The 15,673-nt window shown below is 65.8% G+C and carries 13 protein-coding genes; 5 read left to right on the top strand and 8 right to left on the bottom strand.

What is annotated here, in order from left to right; all coding sequences use genetic code 11:
• Positions 1 to 22: 22 nt before the first annotated feature.
• Both AC3WUT_RS10785 and AC3WUT_RS10780 read right to left on the bottom strand, forming a co-directional pair.
• Positions 23 to 1,570: a 3,4-dehydroadipyl-CoA semialdehyde dehydrogenase gene (locus AC3WUT_RS10785; RefSeq protein ID WP_492347079.1), complete on the bottom strand. Its 1,548-nt coding sequence runs from the start codon at positions 1,568 to 1,570 to the stop codon at positions 23 to 25.
• Positions 1,567 to 2,082, bottom strand: coding sequence for a 4-hydroxylaminobenzoate lyase (locus AC3WUT_RS10780; protein WP_492347078.1), 516 nt, complete (start codon positions 2,080 to 2,082; stop codon positions 1,567 to 1,569). Before AC3WUT_RS10780 ends, AC3WUT_RS10785 begins: the two co-directional genes overlap by 4 nt.
• Positions 2,083 to 2,198: 116 nt before the next feature.
• Between AC3WUT_RS10780 and AC3WUT_RS10775 the strand changes: the two genes are divergently transcribed.
• The 4 genes from AC3WUT_RS10775 to boxA all read left to right on the top strand — a co-directional run bounded on the left by AC3WUT_RS10775 (position 2,199) and on the right by boxA (position 8,088).
• Positions 2,199 to 3,140, top strand: coding sequence for a helix-turn-helix transcriptional regulator (locus AC3WUT_RS10775; RefSeq protein WP_492347077.1), 942 nt, complete (start codon positions 2,199 to 2,201; stop codon positions 3,138 to 3,140).
• A gap of 119 nt (positions 3,141 to 3,259) precedes the next feature.
• A complete protein-coding gene (gene boxC / locus AC3WUT_RS10770) occupies positions 3,260 to 4,918 on the top strand; it encodes a 2,3-epoxybenzoyl-CoA dihydrolase (RefSeq protein WP_492347076.1) in 1,659 nt (552 codons plus the stop codon).
• 169 nt (positions 4,919 to 5,087) lie between these two features.
• Positions 5,088 to 6,515 (top strand): benzoyl-CoA 2,3-epoxidase subunit BoxB, encoded by a 1,428-nt coding sequence (gene boxB, locus AC3WUT_RS10765; RefSeq protein ID WP_027478232.1) that lies wholly within the window; start codon positions 5,088 to 5,090, stop codon positions 6,513 to 6,515.
• A 298-nt stretch (positions 6,516 to 6,813) separates the two neighbouring features.
• On the top strand, positions 6,814 to 8,088 hold the full coding sequence (gene boxA / locus AC3WUT_RS10760; RefSeq protein ID WP_492347075.1) for a benzoyl-CoA 2,3-epoxidase subunit BoxA: 1,275 nt from the start codon (positions 6,814 to 6,816) through the stop codon (positions 8,086 to 8,088).
• Positions 8,089 to 8,164: 76 nt separating this feature from the next.
• Here the strand turns inward: boxA and AC3WUT_RS10755 are convergent, their stop codons facing one another.
• Positions 8,165 to 9,184, bottom strand: coding sequence for a GGDEF domain-containing protein (locus tag AC3WUT_RS10755; protein ID WP_492347074.1), 1,020 nt, complete (start codon positions 9,182 to 9,184; stop codon positions 8,165 to 8,167).
• Positions 9,185 to 9,290: 106 nt separating this feature from the next.
• Entirely contained in the window at positions 9,291 to 10,427 is a 1,137-nt protein-coding gene (locus AC3WUT_RS10750) for an HDOD domain-containing protein (RefSeq protein WP_492347073.1), read from the bottom strand.
• A gap of 172 nt (positions 10,428 to 10,599) precedes the next feature.
• On the opposite strand from AC3WUT_RS10750, the gene AC3WUT_RS10745 reads away from it, so the two are divergent.
• Positions 10,600 to 12,372 carry a response regulator gene (locus AC3WUT_RS10745; protein WP_492347072.1) on the top strand — a complete coding sequence of 591 codons (1,773 nt, stop codon included), beginning with the start codon at positions 10,600 to 10,602 and terminating at the stop codon, positions 12,370 to 12,372.
• Between the two features lie 38 nt (positions 12,373 to 12,410).
• On the opposite strand, the gene AC3WUT_RS10740 is transcribed toward AC3WUT_RS10745, so the two are convergent.
• Genes AC3WUT_RS10740 through AC3WUT_RS10725 form a run of 4 tightly spaced genes read right to left on the bottom strand, consistent with a single transcriptional unit; the run spans position 12,411 to position 14,989 of the window.
• Entirely contained in the window at positions 12,411 to 13,028 is a 618-nt protein-coding gene (locus AC3WUT_RS10740; RefSeq protein ID WP_492347071.1) for a chalcone isomerase family protein, read from the bottom strand.
• Between the two features lie 51 nt (positions 13,029 to 13,079).
• Positions 13,080 to 13,793 carry a flagellar basal body L-ring protein FlgH gene (locus AC3WUT_RS10735; RefSeq protein ID WP_492347070.1) on the bottom strand — a complete coding sequence of 238 codons (714 nt, stop codon included), beginning with the start codon at positions 13,791 to 13,793 and terminating at the stop codon, positions 13,080 to 13,082.
• Between the two features lie 26 nt (positions 13,794 to 13,819).
• On the bottom strand, positions 13,820 to 14,416 hold the full coding sequence (locus tag AC3WUT_RS10730; protein WP_492347069.1) for a cell division protein FtsI: 597 nt from the start codon (positions 14,414 to 14,416) through the stop codon (positions 13,820 to 13,822).
• Between the two features lie 36 nt (positions 14,417 to 14,452).
• The gene (locus AC3WUT_RS10725) at positions 14,453 to 14,989 is read right to left on the bottom strand and encodes a hypothetical protein (RefSeq protein ID WP_492347068.1); all 537 of its coding nucleotides are present in this window, start codon (positions 14,987 to 14,989) and stop codon (positions 14,453 to 14,455) included.
• Positions 14,990 to 15,673 lie beyond the last annotated feature (684 nt).

The raw sequence follows: 15,673 nt of genomic DNA, 5'->3' as shown, positions 1-15,673 counted from the left end.
CTCCTGTCTGGTTCTGAGGGGGTCACAGCCCTTGCAGCACGCTGGTCGATGCCTGCAGGGCACAGCGGCGGTGGTAGAAGCCCAGGGCGCGCAAGCCGCCCAGTTCCTCGCCACCACCGGCACGGCCCGGGCCGCCATGCAGCGACTGGGGCATCACGTTGCCGTGGCCGGTGTGCAGGCCGCCCACCTCGGGCGAGATCACGTGCACCCGCCCCTGGCTGTCGGCCAGTTCAAGGGCCGCCGATTGCAGGGCCTGGTCGTCGCTGCCGAACACCGAGGCCACCAGCGAGCCTTCGCCGCGACGCACCAGGTGCAGGGCGTGGTCCAGGTCGCGGTAGGGCAGCAGGGTGGCCACCGGGCCGAACACCTCGGTGTCGTGGAACACCTCGGCCTCGGCATCGCGGCTGCCCAGCAAGGTGGGGCCCAGGCAGCAGGCCACGGCAGGGTCGGCGTCGACCAGCGGGTGGCGGCTGCCGTCGTGCAAGGTGCTGGCCTGTTGCTGCAAGCGGGCCAGGCCGGCCTGCACGGCATCAAACTGGGCGCGACTGACCAAGGCGCCCATGCGCACCGACTCGTTGCGTGGGTTGCCCACCGTGGTCCGGACCAGCCGCGCGCTGATGGCCTGGGCGGCGGTGTCGTAGTGTTCCTGGGGCACGAAGATGCGGCGGATCGCGGTGCATTTTTGGCCCGATTTGACCGTCATCTCGCGAGCCACCTCCTTGGCCAGCAGCTCGAAGGCTTCACTGTCAGGGCCCACGCCCGGCAGCAGCAGGGCCGAGTTCACGCTGTCGGCCTCGATGTTGCAGCGCACCGAACGCCGCGCCACCGCCGGGTGCGAGCGGATCAGTTCGGCCGTGTCAGCCGAGCCGGTGAAACTGATCAGGTCGAATGGTGTCAGCGCCTCCAGCAACCCAGCCGAGCTGCCGCACACCACTGACAGCGCACCGGGCGGGAAAATACCGGCCGTCACCACGTCCTGCACCATGCGCTGGGTCAGCCAGGCGGTCGAGGTGCCGGGCTTGACCACCACCGGCACACCCGAAAGCAAGGCGGGGGCGGCTTTCTCCCACAGGCCCCAACTGGGAAAGTTGAAGGCATTGATGAACAAGGCCACGCCCCGTGCCGGGCTCAGCACATGCTGGCTCTGAAACAGCGGGTCCTTGCCCAGTCGGGTGGCCTCGCCATCGAGCAGATGCGGTCGGTCTCCCAGGCTTTCGCCCAGTCGGGCGTAGTGAGCGAGGGTGAAGATGCCGCCGTCGATGTCCACTGCCGAATCGTTCTTCACCGTGCCACTGTTGGCCGTGGCGATCTCGTAGTACGTGTCGCGATTCGCCTGCAGCACCTTCACGGCCGCCCCCAGCAGGGCGGCGCGTTGGGCATAGCCCAGCGCGCGCAGGGCGGGGCCGGCGTGCTCACGGGCGAAGGCAAAACCGGCGCGCAGGTCCAGCCCGGTTGCGTCCACGCGCACCAGCTCGTTCCCCAGCACCGGGTCGAACAAGGCCGTGCCGGTGCCGCGGCCGGCAACCCATTGGCCACCCAGGTGGTTCAGCAGCAATTCAGAGGGGCTCATTGGGCGGCTTCTTTCGTGCGGGTGAATTCGATCCGGCCCTCGGGCAGCAGGTACAGCACCAGGGCGCGGCCAGGCCTCACGGTGGGGTGGTGGGCGCTGCCCGGGGGGTAGACCAGCCAGCCGGCCGGGTGGCCGTCAAACCGGGCCTCGCCGTCGAGGGGCATGATCAGGTCGATCTCGCCCAGCGGGTGGCTGTGGTGCGGGCCGGCAATGTCGTGCATGTCCACCACGTCGACCGAGAAGCCGTGTAGATCCTCGGCGGGTTTGAAGACGCGGCCGTAGCGGATGCCGCCGCCCTCGCGCTCGCACAGCCAGCCCTGTTCCACGCCGGTCAGGCATTGCTGCTTCAGCGTCTGCCAGGTGGGGCTGTCAGCCCCATGGTCGGTGTTCAGCCAAGTGCCCAGTTCGCTGTCCAGGGGGCGCCCGGCCAAATGGGCAGCGATGTCGGCGGTGAGTCGGGCCAGGGTTTGACGGAACGCATTTTGTGCCACAGTCGGGCCTCCGTTTGACATGCAGGCTTGCATCGGCAAGTCTGGTGAAGTATTGTGCATGTCGTGAAGGCTAATGCTCGCCCCGAGTGGCGTCAAGCACTATAGTTCATAAATCAGGGTTTACCCATATCATCAAGATGCAAGATTCCATCACCCCGGTGGCGCCCGCCATCGCCGCTGCCCCTGACGCCGCTGGCGAAGAGCGCCACGCCTCGCTGGTGGCCTTGGGCGAGCGGGTGCGCAGCCTGCGCGCGCGCCGAGGCATGACGCGCAAGGCCGTGGCCTTGGCGGCCGATGTGTCCGAGCGTCACCTGGCCAACCTGGAGTACGGCACCGGCAATGCTTCTTTTCTGGTGCTGCAGCAGGTGGCGGGTGCACTGCAATGCTCCATGGCCGAATTGATCGGCGACATCACTGCGTCCTCGCCCGAGTGGCTGCTGATTCGCGAGTTGCTGGAGCACCGTGACGAGGCCACGCTGCGCCGGGTGCGCGTGGCCATTGGTGAGTTGTTGGGCAATGGCAGTGTCAGTGGGCACACGCCGGGCGCGGCCTGGCCGCGGGTGGCTCTGGTGGGGCTGCGCGGTGCGGGCAAATCGACGCTGGGCCAGATGCTGGCCGACGACCTGGAGTACCCCTTTGTCGAGTTGAGTCGCGAGATCGAGAAGTTTGCCGGCTGCAGCATCTCTGAAATCCAGGGCCTGTATGGCATGAATGCCTACCGCCGCTACGAGCGCCGCGCCCTAGAAGAGGCCATCCAGATCTACCCCGAGGTGGTGATCGCCACCCCCGGCGGCCTGGTGTCCGATGCGGCCACCTTCAATCTGCTGCTGTCGCACTGCACCACGGTGTGGCTGCAGGCCGAACCCGAAGACCACATGCAGCGCGTGGCCGAGCAAGGGGATCTGCGCCCCATGGCTGCCAGTGCCGAGGCCATGAATGACCTGCGGCAGATCCTGGCGGGGCGCTCAGCCTTTTATTCGAAGGCTGATCTGCGTCTGAACACCAGCTCGCAGCCGCTGCAGGACACCTTCAAGCTGTTGCGCACCCAGGTCCGGGAGGCCTTGAAACTGCCGGTCTGACCCGGGGTGGTGGGGCGATAGGAAATTTACTGCATCTTGCTTGACGCACTTTAATGCATGTACTAACATGCAGTCAGTTTCGCAAGAATGCATTATTTTTCCACCGACGGAGACACACCATGAGCACCGCGCCCCGCGTCGATTACCAGACCCATCCCAGCCAGTACAAGCACTGGAAACTGAGCTTTGATGGCGCCATCGCCACGCTGACGGCCGACTTCGACGAAAACGGTGGCCTGGCCCCCGGCTACAAGCTCAAGCTCAACAGCTACGACCTGGGCGTGGACATCGAACTCAACGATGCCATCAACCGCATCCGCTTCGAGCACCCCGAGGTGCGCACCGTGGTGGTCACCAGCGCCAAGGAAAAGGTGTTCTGCTCGGGCGCCAACATCTTCATGCTGGGCGTGTCCAGCCACGGTTGGAAGGTGAACTTCTGCAAATTCACCAACGAGACCCGCAACGGCCTTGAAGACTCCTCCCAGCACAGCGGCCTGAAGTTCCTGGCGGCCGTGAACGGCGCCTGTGCCGGTGGCGGCTACGAGCTGGCTCTGGCCTGCGACGAGATCATCCTGGTGGACGACCGCTCCAGCGCGGTCAGCCTGCCTGAGGTGCCCTTGCTGGGCGTGCTGCCCGGCACCGGCGGCCTGACCCGTGTCACCGACAAGCGCCATGTGCGCCACGATCTGGCCGACATCTTCTGCACCACCACCGAAGGTGTGCGCGGCCAGAAGGCCAAGGACTGGCGCCTGGTTGACGACATTGCCAAGCCCGCCGTGTTCGCCCAGAAGGTGCGCGAACGTGCCGAACAACTGGCCGCCCAGAGCGACCGCCCGGCCGATGGCCGCGGGGTCGAGTTGGTGGCCCTGCAGCGCCGGACCGAGGCCGATGCCCTGCACTACGACCATGTCAGCGTGAACATCGACCGCGCCAAGCGCACGGCCACGTTTGTGGTCAAGGCCCCTGCCGGTGCCCAACCCGCCGATGTGGCCGGGATCGAAGCCGCAGGGGCCGCCTGGTACCCGCTGGCCTTGGCGCGCCAACTGGAGGACGCCATCCTGTCCATGCGCACCAACGAGTTGGAGATCGGCACCTGGCTGATCACCACCCAGGGCGATGCCGCTGCGGTGCTGGCCATGGACGCCGTTCTGAGCGCCCATGCCAGCCATTGGCTGGTGCGCGAAACCATCGGCTTGCTGCGCCGCACCTTCAGCCGCCTGGACGTGTCCAGCCGCAGCCTGTTCGCCCTGATCGAGCCGGGCTCGTGCTTTGCCGGCAGCTTTCTGGAGCTGGCCCTGGCCTGCGACCGCAGCTACCACCTGGCCCTGCCCGACGACGAAGACCAGGCCCCGAAGATCACGGTGGGCGAGGCCAACTTCGGCCTGTACCCCATGGTCACCGGCCAGAGCCGCCTGGGCCGGCGCTTCTATGACGAAGTCGCTCCGCTGGAGGCCGTGCGCGCCGCCGCCGGCCGTGCCCTGGATGCCGATGCCGCCTACGCCCTGGGCCTGGTCACCAGCAACCCCGACGACATCGACTGGGCCGACGAGGTGCGCATCGCCATCGAAGAGCGCGTGGCCATGTCACCCGACGCCCTGACCGGCATGGAAGCCAACCTGCGCTTCAACGGGCCTGAAAACATGTTCACCCGCATCTTCGGCCGCCTCACCGCCTGGCAGAACTGGATCTTCCAGCGCCCCAATGCGGTGGGCGAATACGGCGCTTTGAAGGTCTACGGCAAAGGCAACAAGGCCGCCTTCGACTGGAACCGGGTTTGAGGGGGTGTCTGCCGGCTGCGCCCGCCGATCTGGCCTTTGTGCTCCTCGCCGTACCGGTGTACGGCTGCGGTGCTCAAGGCCACCTCGGCGCGCTCGCTACGGCAGCCACACCCCTCAAACCTGGTGTGATTTTCTTGATGACTGACTGACCACTTACCTGGAGACAAGCATGTCCACGATCGACTACAGCGAAAAGATCCCCAACAACGTCAACCTGGCCGAAGACCGCACCCTGAAGCGCGCGCTGGAGCAGTGGCAGCCCAACTACCTGGACTGGTGGAACGACATGGGTCCGGACGGCAGTCACGGCTTTGATGTGTACCTGCGCACGGCAGTCAGCGTGGATCCGCAGGGCTGGGCGCAGTTTGGCCACGTCAAGATGCCCGACTACCGCTGGGGCATCTTCCTCAATCCGGCCGAACAAGACCGCAAGATCCACTTCGGTGACCACAAGGGCGAGAACGCCTGGCAAGACGTGCCTGGCGAGTACCGCGCCAACCTGCGCCGCATCATCGTCACCCAGGGCGACACCGAGCCGGCCTCGGTCGAGCAGCAGCGCCACCTGGGCCTGACCGCGCCCAGCCAGTACGACCTGCGTAACCTGTTCCAGGTCAACGTCGAAGAAGGCCGCCACCTTTGGGCCATGGTCTACCTGCTGCACAAGTACTTCGGCCGCGACGGCCGCGAGGAAGGCGAAGCCCTGCTGGAGCGCCGCAGCGGTCAGCAGGACAACCCCCGCATCCTGCAGGCCTTCAACGAGCCCACGCCGGATTGGCTGAGCTTCTTCATGTTCACCTACTTCACCGACCGGGACGGCAAGTTCCAGCTGTGTGCCCTGGCCGAGTCGAGTTTCGATCCGTTGGCCCGCACCACCAAGTTCATGCTGACCGAGGAAGCCCACCACATGTTCGTGGGCGAGTCGGGCGTGAGCCGCGTGATCCAGCGCACCTGCCAGGTCATGAACGAGCTCAAGACCGACGACCCCGCCAAGCTGCGCGCCGCCGGTGTCATCGATCTGCCTACTCTGCAGCGCTACCTGAACTTCCACTTCAGCGTGACCATCGACCTGTTCGGTGCCGACGAGTCGAGCAATGCGGCCACCTTCTACAGCACGGGTCTCAAGGGCCGCTTTGAAGAAGGCAAGCGCACCGACGACCACCAGCTGCGCGGCCAGAGCTACAAGGTGCTGAACGTGCAGAACGGCCAGCTCGTCGAGAAGGAAGTGCCCATGCTCAATGCACTCAACGAAGTGCTGCGCGACGACTACATCAAGGATTCGATCGGCGGCGTGGAGCGCTGGAACAAGGTGATCGAAAAGAACGGCATCCCGTTCCGCCTGACCGTGCCGCACAAGGCTTTCCACCGCAACATCGGCTCCCTGGCCGGGGTCAAGGTGTCGCCTGACGGGCGTGTGGTGTCCGAAGCCGAATGGCAAGCCAAGAAGAACGACTGGCTGCCCAGCGCCGAAGACCGGGCCTTTGTGGCCAGCCTGATGGGCCGTGTCACCGACACCGGCAAGTTTGCCAACTGGATCGCGCCGCCGGTCATGGGCATCAACCGCCAGCCCGTGGACTTCGAATATGTCCGCTTCAACTGAAATGGCCCCCACGCTTTTCATTGCATGTAATGCGCTGCCCCCCAAGGGGGCCGTACCCCGCCTTGGGGCGGCCCGGCGGCGGGGTGATGAGACCCCCACGCTTTGCATTTCATGTCATGCGCTGCCCCCCAAGTGGGCCGCACCCCGCCTTGGGGCGGCCCGGCGGCGGGGTGTGTCCCTCGCCGAGCCCTCCGGGGTTTGAGGAAAGGGGGCTTGTCAGCCCCCTTTCCCGCCTTCAATATCCCGCTTCAGACCCGCCACCGAACCGCCCCACAGCCCACAACAAGTCGAGACAGCCATGGACATGAGCGAACCCCAAGTCATCCGGCAGCATCTGATCGACCCCGAGATCTGCATCCGCTGCAACACCTGCGAGGCCACCTGCCCGGTCGCGGCCATCACCCACGATTCGCGCAACTACGTGGTCGACGCCGACAAGTGCAACCTGTGCATGGCCTGTGTGCCGCCTTGCCCCACGGGCTCGATCGACAACTGGCGCAACATGCCGCGCGCGATGGCCTACACGGTCGAGGCCCAACTGGGCTGGGACAACCTGCCCGACGAACTCAGTGCCGAGCAACTGGCGGCGGCCGGTGCGGCCACTGCGTCGGATCAGGCCCCTGCCGTCAGCACCGCACCGGCGGGGCCTGGTGAAGGCGAACGTTTCAACAGCGCCCAATATGGCGCCACCCTGCCGCCCTGGTCGGCGGCCCATGCCTACACCAACCTCTACGGCCCCAAGGCGTCCGAGAAGTTCATCACCGCCACCGTGGTCGGCAATGTGCGGGTCACCGAAGTCGGCAAGGACTACGACACCCATCACGTGGTGCTCGATTTCGGCCACCTTCCGTTTCCGGTGCTCGAGGGGCAGTCGATCGGTGTGATCCCACCCGGCACCGATGCCCAGGGCCGGCCGCACCATGCCCGCCAATACTCCATCGCCAGCCCGCGCAATGGCGAGCGACCGGGCTACAACAACCTGTCGCTGACCATCAAGCGCGTGTTGGAAGACCACCAGGGCCAGCCCGTGCGGGGCGTGGCCAGCAACTACATGTGCGACCTGCAGGTGGGGGACAAGGTCCAGGTGATCGGGCCCTTTGGCGCCAGCTTCCTGATGCCCAACCACCCGCGCTCCAACATCGTCATGATCTGCACCGGCACCGGCAGTGCCCCGATGCGCGCCATGACCGAGTGGCGCCGCCGTCTGCGGCAGTCGGGCAAGTTCGAGGGCGGCAAGCTGATGCTGTTCTTTGGCGCCCGCACGCCTGAAGAACTGCCGTACTTTGGGCCCTTGCAAAATCTGCCCAAGGATTTCATCGACATCAACTTTGCCTTCTCGCGTCAGTCCGGGGCTCCCAAGCGCTATGTGCAGGACCTGATCCGCGAACGCGCAGCCGACCTGGGGCCCTTGCTGGCCGATCCGGACACCTATTTCTTCGTCTGCGGCCTCAAGGCCATGGAGGAAGGGGTGGTGCTGGCCCTGCGCGATGTGGCCCAGCAGGCCGGCCTGGCCTGGGACAGTGTGGGCCCCGGCTTGCGTCAGGGCGCCCGCCTGCACCTCGAAACCTATTGAGGATCCGACGAGGATCCGACGATCCGATGCGCCCGCGGCTGTTTTCGGTCGGGGGCGCAGGCTGTTCGCGGCGGCGTCACTGGCAGGTGACGCGGTCGCGACCGCCCTTCTTGGAGGCATACAGCGCGGCATCGGCGCGTGCAATCAGCGAGTGTGCATCGTCGCCCTGGCGCAGGGTCGCGATGCCGCTGGAGATGGTCACGGTCAGCACCACCTCCTGGGTGGATCGATTGCGCAGCTTCATCGCCTTGGTGCGGGCACGGATGGTTTCAGCGATCTGCGTGGCCTCGGCGCGGCTGGTGTTGGGCAGCACGATGGCAAACTCTTCGCCGCCGTAGCGGGCTACCGCGTGACTGGGGTGGGTGACCGAGGTGCGCAGGATCTCGCCCAGGCCCTGGATCACGCGGTCACCCATCAGGTGTCCGTGGGTGTCGTTCACGCGCTTGAAGTGATCGATGTCCAGCATCAGCAGGCAATGGCTTTCGCTTGAGTCGGGCGCCTGGCTCAACAGGGCCTGCAGGCGCTGGTCGAAACCCTTGCGGTTGAGCAGGCCGGTCAGCGGGTCCAGCATGGCTTCCTCACGCGTGCGTTCCAGGTCCTGGCGCAGGCGCTTGATTTCTTCCTGGCTCTGGTTGACCCGGGCCTGCAAGGTGTCGACCGCGGCTTTCATCTCCAGCGTGCCTTCCAGGGCGCGTGTCACCTGGGTGCTCAAAGGGCTGTTCTCAGTCGCCGTCAGGGCTTCATTCAGTTCCACCAATTGCTGACCGAAACTGCCGGCCTGTTCGCCCGTCGCGGCGGCCGAATCGGCCATGTTGCGCATCAGGCGCTGCATCTCGTGGGCGATCAACTCCATCTGCTCCGTGTCCGCGGGCGTGATGTGGTCGCGGTACAAGCGCAGCATCATCTCGTCGTCCATGGCCAGGCCCTTGCTCAGGCACTGGCTCATGTCGGCATTCAGCTTCGGGTTGATGCCAGCGGCATGTTCGTACCACACCGTGAACGTGATGGGGTTGAAGGCGGCTGTGTGATGGCCCATGTTGGCCAGCGTCAGTCGCAGCAACTCGGCGCTGCGGGCCTTGGATTCTGTGTATCGCATGGATGCCCGCGGGCCAGTGAGGAGGTTGGGATCTGCGCTGATTGTGACTGAAAAGTAACGTTATTGTAAATTTCTGACAATCATCCGCGCAGCGGGGTCAGAGGGGTCAAATCCGAGTCTGCAGCGCCTGCTGCATCTGTTTCAGGTGGCGATTCAATTCCGGCCCCTGCAGCAGATCAGGCAGAGGTGTCAGTGCCGGCAGCGCCAGCGCCCGGCGCACCGGAAACAGCTCGATCCGAGCGGCCTCCGTCAGGTCCAGGGCTGCCGGTTCCGTCAGCTCGCCAAGCATCATCAGTTCACCGATGCGGGCGCTCAGGTAGGCCACGGCCAGCCGGGCTTCGGCGCGTGGGTTCAGGGCCTGGGGCTGCGGGCTGAGCAGGGCGTCGATGGCACTGCTCTCCTGGATCAGCGCCGAGGGCAGGTGCCAGGCTTGCATCAGCAGGCCACCCACTTCGCTGGCACACAGGCCGAGCTGCTGTTGCTCGGCCCGGCTCCGCTCCAGCAGGTCCAAGGGTGCCAAGGCCAGCAGTCGCTCAGTGGGCAGCACCGAGGCCATCGACAGCCGCCCCAGAAAAGACAGCACCACCTGCGTGGCCAGGGCCCCGGGGTCGGACAGGTGGCAACCCTGTGCCAGACGCAGGCACAGCTCGCTGGCCAGGCTGCTGGCCCCCCACACCTGATCGAAGTAGCGCCGCAGGCCACGGTCTGCGCTCTGGAAGCTGTCCTCCAGCATGTAGTGCAGGCACAGACCTCGCACCGTGTTCAGGCCCAGGTAGGTGATGGCGGGGCCCAGGCTGACCACCGGTGCCTGCAAGGCATACAACGGCGAGTTGACCGTGGCCAGCACCTTGGCCGTGACCTGGGGTTCGCCTTGCAGCAATTCGGCCAGATCGGCCGAACTGGCCTGGGCCAGAAAGTCGGGCGAGACCAACTGGTGCAGTGCGCGCGAGGGCTGCGCCACCCGCTGCAAGGCGGCCGTGATGGCGGCCTGGCGGGGCATCGACAGCTGGTCGCGCCCCAGGCGCTGGAACGAGGCCAACGCGTCGGGCAAGGGCAGCACGGCCCGAGGCGTGGCCGCCACCGGACCGGCCCGTGTGGGCGGTGCGACGTCCACCCGGGGGGGCGTTGCACTGGGTGCGTGCGCCACCGGTTTCGCCGGATCACGCCGGCGCCGGCCCAACAGCAGGGCAATGAACAACAACAACAGCAGCAGGCCGGCGGCCGAGGCGATGAACAGGGTCAAAGGGGGCACTTTCTGAAAAGGGCTGGCGCAGATTGCTCAGGGATGTTCGCCCTGCCTCTAAAGAGCGCAAAAACGCGTAACTTTTACGTTTCGAGAGCACGAACGGCGCGCTTTTGCGTTCTGGCCTGACGCGATCCCTGTTACAAATAGAGACGATACCTGTTTATGAGCCATGGCCACTGAAAACTCGCGAGAAATTGCCAACACCAAGGCGTTGGTCATTGACGGCAACACCACCTCGCGCTCAATCCTGGTGCGTCAGTTGCGTGATTTCGGCGTGGGCGAAGTGGTCCAGTGCAGCCGCATTCAGGACGCGCGCAACCGGCTGGAGCACACGGTGTTCGATTTCGTGCTGTGCGAGCAGTTCTTTGCCGAGCACCACTACTCGGGTCAGACCCTGCTGGACGATCTGCGTCGGGCCCACATGCTGCCGTTTTCCACCGTGTTCTTCATGGTCACGGGCGAGGCCTCTTATGCTGCCGTGTCCGAGGCGGCCGAATCGGCCCTGGATGGCTATCTGCTCAAGCCTTTCACGCCGTCCATGCTGTTTGAGCGCCTGAACCTGGCGCGGCTGCGCAAGCGCCATCTGCTGCCCATCTTTGATGCCCTGGAGCATGGCCGCGTCGACGAGGCGGCCAACCTGTGTCAGCAGCGCTTCGAGACCCAGGGGCCTTACTGGCTGTATGCGGCGCGCATCGGGGCCGAGCTGCTGTTGCGCCAGGGCCGCCCCAAAGAGGCCGAGGCCTTGTACCGGGCCGTGCTGGCGCTGCGCCCGGCGCCCTGGGCCGAGCTGGGGGTAGCGCGAGCCCAGATCGAGGCCGGGCAGTCGACCAAGGCGGTGACCAGCCTGCAGAGCTTGATCGAACGCGACACCGGTTTTGCCGATGCCTACGACGTGCTGGGCCGGGCCCAGGTCGAGATGGCCGATTTCGGCGGTGCCATGGACAGTTTCCGCCGCGCCAGCGACCTCACGCCAGAGTCGGTGGCACGCCTGCAGAAGACCGGCATGATGGCCTATTACGTCGGCGACCTGAGCAATGCCAAGTTGCCGCTGACCCGCGCCGGCATCCTGGGCGTGAACTCCAAGCTGTTCGACTTTCAGTCGCTGGTGCTGTTGGCGTTCTGCCACCTCAACGAGCGCGACCGGCGTGGCCTGGATCGCTGCGTGGCCGACCTGGCCCGCTTTGCGGAACGCCACACGGGCAGCGCCCGGGTGCGTCGTTTTCGCGACATGGTGCACATCCTGGGGCATTTGCTGCACCGCCGTCACGAAGAGGTGCTGGCCGGCCTGCGCGCCATGGCGGCTGAACTGCACGACGCCGATTTCGACTTCGAGGCCGCCTGCAACGTCTGCAATCTGTTGTCGGTGCTGGCCGAGCGCGAGCTGCGTGTCAACGAGGCCGAGGGCTGGGTGCAGCAGGTGGGGCTGCGCTTTGCCAACACCCGGGGGCTGGCCGAACTGATCGCCAACGCCTGTGTGCGCCACACGCCCTATGCCGATCTGGTGCGCGATTGCCTGCAGCAGATCAACGCCATGGCCGAGGCCGCGATGGGCCGCAGCCTGAGCGGCGATGTGCAGGGCGCGGTGGCCCAGTTGCTGGAGGACGGCGGCCGGACACAGAACACCAAGCTGATCGACCTGGCGCACCAGATCGTGTCGCGCAACCAGACCCGCCTGGAGCAGGCTGGTGAACTGCAAAGCCAGATCGATGCCTTGCGCCAGCGCTGCGGTGTGGGGCCGGCCCGGGCCATGCTGGGGCAGGAGGGCGAGCGTTCTGCCGGCGGCGTGGTGCTGCGCATCCGTGATCGGGAGGCGGCCAAGGCGCAACTCAAGACAGGCCAGGGGGCGCTGGCTGGCGCCAACCGCGGCCTTGGCCAGGGGGGGGGCGGGGCGCCGGCCCGCTCCGACGCGCTGGCTGATTCGCTGCGCCTGCACCCCCAGTGAGCGGCCTGGCGAGGCCCTGGCCACGCGGCTCAGGCAGCTCAGTCGGCCGAGGCGCGTGAGGCGCTCGGCCGCCCCAGCAGGTGGCTGCGCAGCGTCGGGTCCGAAGCCTTGTCGCCCAGCCAGATGGCCAGCAAGGTGTTGTAGAACCCCACATCGTGTCCGGGCAGGGTCGTGACGTTGTCGTTGTAGCTCATGCTCATGCCCTGGTCGGGCTGCCAGTCCAGTGTCAGGCTGTCGCCCTTCTTGAGCACCGGTGCCTTGCTGGCGATGATGCGGCCCAGGTGCAGCACCCTCTGAGCGGCGCGGGCGTCGGGTTCGTCGCCTCGGGGCCCGAAGTGGTTCATCACCGCGTCGTTGAAGTCGCTGCTGCTGAGTTCGCGCAGCGCGGTGATCACCATGCGACGTGGCTCGTCGGTGGCCATCACCTCCTGGGCTGAAAACCGGCGCTCGGGCAGGTACAGGCCCACGGCATAGACCTTGAACAGGAAGCGATAGCCCACGCCGGCCCCATTGAGCCGCAGCGGCTTGCCGGCCACCACGATCTGGTCGTCGAAGTGCACGCCGGCCAGATCAAGCGCCAGGGCCGGGGCGGCGGTCCCCAGCGTGGCCAGCCCCAGGACCATGCCCAGGCCCAGACGGATGAAGCGTTGTTTCATACCCTTTCCTTTCTTGCGTTGGGGGGGGCGGCTGAGCGCTGCCCCTCGCACTTACCAGACCGACAGGCTGTTGGTGAGCACCCTTTGCAGCCAGTTGCGCGAGGCGGCTTCGGAGACATCGCCCTGGCCGGCCACTTCGAGGCGGGCATTGGCCACGTCGGCCGAGGCCACCACGTTGCCCGAAGCCAGGTCCTTGGGGTCGACCACGCCCGAGAAGCGCAGGGTGCGCACGCCGCCATTGAGGGCCACGCTGCGCTCGCCGGCCACCACCAGATTGCCGTTGGGCAGCACGTTGATCACGGTGGCCGTCAGCTGACCTGTGAAGCTGCTGACGTCGGTGGTCTTGCCGTTGCCTTTGTAAGAGTCGCTGCCCGAGGCGCTGGCGTCCAGGTTCAGCAGCGAGCGGATGATGCCGCTGCCCACGCCTTTGACGCCGGGGCCCTTGGTGCTCATCGCGTTGCTGCGGCTGTTGTCGGTGGTCAGCACATTGCTGGCGTTGATGCTTTCGGAGATGTCGACCTTGAGGGTGTCGCCCACGGCGCGGGGCTTGCGTCGGTCTGTGAACAGCGACGCGGTCGTCATGCCGGGCTGGAACAAGGAGCCGGTGTTGGCCCGTTCGATGTTCAGGGGCGGGGCCAAGGGGGCGGCCGTCAGCGGGCCGGGCACGGTACTGACCGGGGTGGGCGTGCTGCAGGCCCCCAGCAGGGCGGCCAGGCTGCACAGAATCAGCAGGCGCTGCGAGGACGAAAGCGAGAGGTGAGACATGAAAGCTCCTTGGCCGCTCTGGGCCATCATTCAAAACCGGTGACCAGGGCCGTCACCACGGGGCCCAGCTTGTCGCGGGTCGAGGCCCACTTGCTGGCATTGAAGCCACCGCCGTCAAAGCGGTAGTTGCTGGTCGACAGCACCTGCCCCCGGTCGTTGTGCAGGGTCAGCGAGATGTTGTTGACGTACGGCCGCAACTCGTCGTTGTAGGGTTGGGTGCCCCAGTCCATGTAGGCCGTGTAACGCAGCCACACCGGGCAGTTGGCGTTCCAGGCGTTGGCCTGGTAGACCCGGCTCTCAATGGCGTGCTTGCGCAGCTCCAACTGCAGCGCGGGCACCACGTCGGCCACGGGTGCCGTGGGGTTGTATTCGATGCACACCGTCTTGACCGTCGAGTGCAGGTGGTAGACGGTGTCGGTGGCCTTGCCGGCGCTTGACTGCACGGCCACACCGGTCACGTTCGCCGTGCCTTTGGCCAGTTCCAGCAGCGGGATCGGACTGAGGATGGAGCAGCCGCCCAGGGCCGCACCCAGGCCCAACGTGCCCAGGCGGGCCAGCGTCCGCGTCAGGCGGGCATGGCGGCGCTGGGCGGGCGGGCGGTGATGTGCCAGTCTTGCCTTCATGGAGAGTCTCCTGCTTGAGCTTGAGAGAGGGGGGCGTCAGGCGGTGGTGTCGAGCAGGCTTTTGGTGCCCAGGGCGCCGAGGGTCACGTAGGCGGCGATGCTGCTGGCGGTGTCGCTGATGCTGCTGCCGACCGAGCTCGCCACATCGCCCACGGTGCTCGCGGCGCTGCTCACGGCGTCGGTGACCGTGCTGGTGGCGCTGCTCAGGGCATCGGTGACGGTGCTGGTGACCTCGCTGGCCGTGTCGCTGACTGAGGTGCCCAGGCCTTCGACCGCTTGCAAGCCTTCGCTGGCCGCTTCAGTGACGGTGTTCACCACACTCTCCACGCTGTCGCTGACTGCTGTGGCCGCATCGCTGAGGGTGGAGGTGACCGAGTCCACCCCGCCGCTGATGGAATCGCTGAGCGCCTGCAGGCTCTCGGCGCTGAAGTTGTAGACCGCGCTGGCGGCTTCGGAGGCCCCATCGACCACGCCGATGGCACTGGCGACGACTGGCCCATAGGCCTTGGTGTTGATCTCATAGGGGCTCAGCCCGGCCGAATAGGCCATGCTGCTGGTGTTGATGGTGCTCACGGGTTTTCTCCAGAGAGTTGGGGTGTCTGAATCGTAGGTTTCAGCCCCGAAAACTGGCGTTTGATAAACCCACCGGATTTGCTTCAATTCCGGATGAAAATGCATGTATCAAAATACAAACAAACATTTTCTCGGTACATATTTAAACTATTAAATTTATATTTACAGTACAGAAACATATTCCATTCAATCTCTTTACCCGATGGCAAAGCGCCGCCGTGCTGAGCGCTGCGGCACTGGCGGTGAAGACGGCCAGGGTGTGCTGATGTCAGGGTTTTTGTAAGCGTGTTGATATAAAGGCCGGATTTGTATCGGGGGCCTTTTTGAATTCAAACCGGTGTCCGGCTGTGCCTGCCCTGGCAGGGATTAAAAAGTGCGCCGTGGCGGGGTGGGATATTCAGCGCCTTGAATACCTGGGTGGCTGATACAAAGCTGCCGAGGTGGTCGCTGGCTGCTGCTGTGTCGCGACCTGTGCCAAGGACATCGACCGTTGCGGTCACTGCGGGATGCCAGGATCGGCCGAGCTCAGACGACAAAACGCCCCGCGGCGTGAGCCGGCGGGGCGTTTTGTCGAAATGAAGTGGCCTTCCAGGCCTCTTCTGAATTCAGCCAGCCTTGAACGAAGCAGTCAGGCCGGCGCCGGGCCGCCCCAAGGCGGCCTGCGGCCCCCCCTGGGGGGCAGCG

Source organism: Curvibacter sp. EU05-FHT14A10 (assembly GCF_058791075.1).
The sequence above is the reverse complement of the archived record's forward strand: the minus strand, read 5'-3'. Positions and strand labels throughout refer to the sequence as shown.

Excerpts from the sequence above, each read along its gene's own strand:
- AC3WUT_RS10730 (WP_492347069.1), bottom strand. The coding sequence starts at position 14,416 with ATGAAGGCAAGACTGGCACATCACCGCCCGCCCGCCCAGCGCCGCCAT.
- boxB (WP_027478232.1), top strand. The coding sequence starts at position 5,088 with ATGTCCACGATCGACTACAGCGAAAAGATCCCCAACAACGTCAACCTG.
- AC3WUT_RS10735 (WP_492347070.1), bottom strand. The coding sequence starts at position 13,793 with ATGTCTCACCTCTCGCTTTCGTCCTCGCAGCGCCTGCTGATTCTGTGC.
- AC3WUT_RS10785 (WP_492347079.1), bottom strand. The coding sequence starts at position 1,570 with ATGAGCCCCTCTGAATTGCTGCTGAACCACCTGGGTGGCCAATGGGTT.
- boxC (WP_492347076.1), top strand. The coding sequence starts at position 3,260 with ATGAGCACCGCGCCCCGCGTCGATTACCAGACCCATCCCAGCCAGTAC.
- AC3WUT_RS10780 (WP_492347078.1), bottom strand. The coding sequence starts at position 2,082 with ATGTCAAACGGAGGCCCGACTGTGGCACAAAATGCGTTCCGTCAAACC.
- AC3WUT_RS10755 (WP_492347074.1), bottom strand. The coding sequence starts at position 9,184 with ATGCGATACACAGAATCCAAGGCCCGCAGCGCCGAGTTGCTGCGACTG.
- boxA (WP_492347075.1), top strand. The coding sequence starts at position 6,814 with ATGGACATGAGCGAACCCCAAGTCATCCGGCAGCATCTGATCGACCCC.
- AC3WUT_RS10740 (WP_492347071.1), bottom strand. The coding sequence starts at position 13,028 with ATGAAACAACGCTTCATCCGTCTGGGCCTGGGCATGGTCCTGGGGCTG.
- AC3WUT_RS10745 (WP_492347072.1), top strand. The coding sequence starts at position 10,600 with ATGGCCACTGAAAACTCGCGAGAAATTGCCAACACCAAGGCGTTGGTC.
- AC3WUT_RS10775 (WP_492347077.1), top strand. The coding sequence starts at position 2,199 with ATGCAAGATTCCATCACCCCGGTGGCGCCCGCCATCGCCGCTGCCCCT.